Genomic DNA, 3774 nt, shown 5'->3' with positions numbered 1-3774 from the left:
ACTCCCATTAGTGCAGCCGAAACCACGAGAACAGACGACGATGGTGTGAATCGCGCTGGGGATGTCGAATACATGTTGGGGTCATCTTACCGTATTTCGTTCGATTCGTGATTGCCATTCGGCAAGAGTAGTCCTGTTCTGGGCACGTAGTGATAGTACCTGATCGAAGAAATCCTTCGCTTCTTCGCAGTATCGGACACAGTCTGACTGAAGACCTGATTCCTTCTGTGACCATGCCCGGTGTAATGCGGAATAGCAACTCTGGAGGAGTTGCCCTTCCTTTCGCAGTGAGTTCAGGAGTTCCAGCGTATCGGTGGTGGGACGTAGCCAATCAAACTGTTCTGCATAACCCCGCGCCTTGAGAGTCCCATCGGTGATAACCACTCTGACCCCTGGCGAGACCTCTGGATCTTCACTGAGGATCTGACGCAGCAGGTTATCAAAACCCTCCAGAAGCGTACTGCCTTCAATCTTCTGATGAAACATCGTGGCGTCATTGATGAGGGTTCGCAGTGCTTCGGGTCCTTCATCTCGTGTGGATGTTGCTAACTGGATAGCACCCGTGACCACGACCACGATGAGCGCCAGGACTGCAGCTGTTTTTGCTGCGGTAATGAGATTCGCTTTCATTCTGTCGGTCTCAGCACACCCGATTGGCGGATAATGGTTGGCCAGTCTGTATACTCGCCAGCGAATACAGCAGGCACGGGTTACTTCTCCATAAGAACACGCATATTCATTGAGACCAGAACGAGGTCATCCGCCAGCCCCAGTCTGGCTTGTCCCCAGAAAGGATACCACTTGTCACGTTAGAGTTAAAGATAGTTTAGCTTCAGGAGCTGGTGGCGGAAGGAGTATAATGAGTTCCGGTCTTACTCGGTCGAGGGCTACCAGGTACCAGCTCCAGTGACTATCTTGCCGACTCTGGATCCGGGAACTCTAACATTTTAAGTGGTCTACTATTTGGAGGCAGGGAAAACCGTCAACCACGTTTCCCTGTGGGCGGAGACCATACTGTAGAGGCAACAGACAATCCTCAGTTGAGGCCTGAATTGAGGGGATGCCAGCAGGAAACCCAATGGCTGTGCCCGGACGATTCCAGTTGTGGTTCCATCTCCTGACATTCCTCAGTGGCCCGGTCGCAACGGGGGTGAAACCGGCAGCCTGGCGGGGGATTGGCGGGACTGGGTACTTCCCCGGGGAGGATAATTCTGCCCCGCCTTCTCTTGGGGTCCGGTATCGGTGTTGACAGGACAAGGGCTCGGGAGTAAGGGTGTCTGGGAGTATTGAAAACCTCCGAGGGCGGTCCTATCTCAACGATCTTTCCCAGGTACATGACAGCAAGACGGTCACATACGCTTTCGGCGACGGTTAGATTATGCGTGATATAGAGATAGGTAAGGTTATAATCTGCTCTGAGCTGAGCAAGGAGTGCCAGGATTTGTGCCTGGACCGAGACATCGAGCGCAGACGTTGGTTCATCAAAGATAATGAACCGCGGGTTTGTCGACAGGGCGCGGGCGATGGCGATGCGCTGTCTCTGCCCACCACTGAACTCGTGGGGGTAGCGGTTCATGTGCTGTTCGGTGAGACCTACCAGCCGGAGAATCTCGGACACTCTCTCCCTGACCTGACTCCTCGGCATCAGCTTGTGGACTACTAACGGTTCGCCGACAATGTCCTTTATCTTCATCCTGGGATTGAGAGAGGTGTACGGGTCCTGGTGGACCAATTGCATGTTTCTCCTGAGAGCCTTCAGACGATTGCCGGAGAAAGTGGCCAGGTCATAGTCGTGTCTCAACGTCTTGAGTCTGCCTGGATTGGTGGCTGATTCCTCCAGCGAGTTCATCTCCTCCTTGATTTCATCAGAGGCATCGAAGTATATGTGCCCGGATGTCGGCCTCAGGAAGCGAAGGACGGTCTTGCCCAGGGTAGTCTTACCGCAGCCGGACTCACCGACAAGACCCATCCACTGGCCCGGTGCGATTGTCATGCTGACATCATCCACGGCTCGGACTGCCCCCACCGGTCTCTGCAGGATTCCCTTCAGGATTGGGAAATGCGTCTTAAGATTTCTGGTCTCAACCAGAATTTCCACCATTCTCTCCTTGATGCAGGTGGCAGGCCACGAAGTGCCCTGGCACCTGCCGGCGCATCGTCGGGGCTTGTTCCTGGCACACCGGCATGGCGTGAGGACACCGGGGGTGGAATCTGCATCCTGGTGGCATGTTCATTGGGTCCGGGACTGTTCCACCGATAGCCTGGGGTTCCTGACCGGGCTTGGGGACCGCCGCCAGAAGGGCTATGGTATAGGGGTGCAGAGGATTGGCATACAGGTCATCTACCGGCGATACCTCACACAGGCTACCCGCGTACATTACACCAACTCGGTCGCACAGCTCGGCAGCTACCGCCAGGTCGTGGGTGATATATAGCACCGATGACTTCCCCTCTTCCTTCAGCCGGCGGAGAAGCTCCAGGATTTGTGCCTGGATGGTTACGTCCAGTGAAGTTGTCGGCTCATCGGCGATCAGAAACCTGGGTGAGCATGCCAGGGCCATGGCAATCACGGCACGCTGTTTCATTCCACCACTCAACTCATGCGGATACCGCTGGGTTATCCTGTGCGGGTCCGGTATTTCTACCTCCTTCAGAGCGTCGATTGCCATCTGATTAGCTTCATGACTCAAGCGTGGTATAAGAAGTCTCCTGACCAGAGGGATACGACGGATGACTCTCAGCAGAAGTGAGTTCGGGTTCTGGCTGGCCCTGCGAAAGATACTGCTCTCAAGCAGGCGAACGGGCTTAGCCGCGAGATTGAACAGGCCTCGTCCCGTCTCCATCTGCTCGGTCACAGATGACAGAGCCTTCCGGGCAAGTTCTCGCTGCCGATGAAGTAGAATCACCTCCGATATCTGGTCACCTATCGTATAGACGGGATTCAGAGCGGAGCCGGGTTCCTGGAATACCATCGAAATCCGGCCACCGCGAAGCTCCCTCATCTCTTCCTCATCCAGTTCCAGCAGGTTAATGGGCTCACTGTTCCCGTCTACATGGAGATAAATACTGCCGGACTCAATGCGCCCCGGTGGTGGTATTAATCGCAGAATCGAGAGGGCGGTCAGTGTCTTGCCGGAACCGGTCTCGCCCACCAGGCCGAAGGTCTCTTCCCGGTTGATGTCCAGGTTGAGGTTGTCCAGCGCATGTACCACGCCTTCGTAGGTATAGAACTTCACAGTGAGGTCTTTGATTGACAGCAGCTCGTCCATGCCTACCTCTTCCCCAGCCTCGGGTCAAGGATGTCCCGGAAGGCGTCACCCAGCAGGTTCCAACCGAGGACAAAGAAGAGAATGAACAAGCCGGGAATCACCACGGCATACCAGTATGCCATGGGGTCCCCAGGTGGTCCCACAATCCAGTTCCTGGCGTATCCTATCATCTGTCCCCAGTCAGCGTATCCCTCGGGTGCGCCCAGCCCCAGGAAGCTGAGCGCGGCTGCTGAAAGCACCACGGCACCTATATCCAGAGAGGCCATGACCAGAGTCGGGTAGATGGAGTTGGGTAGTATGTGCCAGACGATAATCCTGAAGTGGGAGCTGCCGACACCGCGGGCGGCTTCCACGTAGTCCTCCTCTCGGACTGCAAGGATGTCCCCCCTGATTAGACGTGTGTAGGAAGGCCAGGATACAGCAATGAGTGCGAGGGTAACGCTATTCAAGCTGGGGCCGAGGGCAACCGTAATTGCCATGGCCAGAATCAGGGCGGGGAAAGCCA

General features: G+C 55.6%; 4 protein-coding genes. All 4 read right to left on the bottom strand.

Annotated elements, in window-relative coordinates; genetic code table 11:
- Positions 1-81: 81 nt before the first annotated feature.
- Complete coding sequence (locus VMW13_02895) at positions 82-630, bottom strand: hypothetical protein (protein ID HUV43758.1); 549 nt, start codon at positions 628-630, stop codon at positions 82-84.
- A gap of 406 nt (positions 631-1036) precedes the next feature.
- A complete protein-coding gene (locus VMW13_02890; protein HUV43757.1) occupies positions 1037-2101 on the bottom strand; it encodes an ABC transporter ATP-binding protein in 1065 nt (354 codons plus the stop codon).
- Positions 2082-3269 carry an ABC transporter ATP-binding protein gene (locus VMW13_02885; protein HUV43756.1) on the bottom strand — a complete coding sequence of 396 codons (1188 nt, stop codon included), beginning with the start codon at positions 3267-3269 and terminating at the stop codon, positions 2082-2084. Before VMW13_02885 ends, VMW13_02890 begins: the two co-directional genes overlap by 20 nt.
- A gap of 2 nt (positions 3270-3271) precedes the next feature.
- A partial coding sequence (locus tag VMW13_02880) for an ABC transporter permease (GenBank protein ID HUV43755.1) occupies positions 3272-3774 on the bottom strand: 503 nt, incomplete at its 5' end.

Source organism: Dehalococcoidales bacterium (genome assembly GCA_035529395.1).
Lineage (GTDB): Bacteria > Chloroflexota > Dehalococcoidia > Dehalococcoidales > Fen-1064 > DUES01.
Note: the sequence above shows the minus strand (reverse complement) of the source record. Positions and strands in the feature narration are given on the sequence as shown.

What these genes read in the sequence shown, in the direction of transcription:
- VMW13_02890 (HUV43757.1), bottom strand. Translation starts at nt 2,101, where the DNA reads ATGGTGGAAATTCTGGTTGAGACCAGAAATCTTAAGACGCATTTCCCA.
- VMW13_02895 (HUV43758.1), bottom strand. Translation starts at nt 630, where the DNA reads ATGAAAGCGAATCTCATTACCGCAGCAAAAACAGCTGCAGTCCTGGCG.
- VMW13_02885 (HUV43756.1), bottom strand. Translation starts at nt 3,269, where the DNA reads ATGGACGAGCTGCTGTCAATCAAAGACCTCACTGTGAAGTTCTATACC.